We start from the raw sequence: 405 nt of genomic DNA, 5'->3' as shown, positions 1-405 counted from the left end.
CCGCATCGGCGAGTGAATGCTCGGACCGTTTCGTTGCCGAAGCGCCTGGACCGAGGTGTCGATCCAAGGCATCCGCCAGCGCCTTTGCCGCAGGTGTGTGCTCAATAGCGCTGAAAACGTTTAAGGCCAGTCGGCCGTCAGGCACCAGAACCCGGAACATCTCACGTAGCGCTCTCGATCGGTCCGGAAAAAATTGCAGCCCGAGCTGGCAAAGAACCAGATCGAAGGTGGAGTCAGGGAACGGCATTTCGAGCGCGCTTCCCTCGTGCCAGTCGATGCGCGGTCCAGCGCCTCTCGGGTGCGATCGAGCAACGGCAAGCATGCCCGTGTTGATGTCGAGGCCGACGACATGCCCACTTCCCATACGCTCGGCCGCCGAGCGTGCCACCACGCCGGTGCCGCAAG

The 405-nt window shown here is 63.0% G+C and carries 1 protein-coding gene; it reads right to left on the bottom strand.

The features are described from left to right. On the bottom strand, positions 1-391 hold a 391-nt coding region (locus tag E5W87_RS35645; RefSeq protein ID WP_292408703.1), incomplete at its 3' end, for a methyltransferase domain-containing protein. Between the last annotated feature and the right edge of the window lie 14 nt (positions 392-405).

The organism is Mesorhizobium sp., assembly GCF_004962925.1.
In the GTDB taxonomy this organism is placed as follows: domain Bacteria; phylum Pseudomonadota; class Alphaproteobacteria; order Rhizobiales; family Rhizobiaceae; genus Mesorhizobium.
This window is presented reverse-complemented; position numbering and strand designations above follow the sequence as displayed.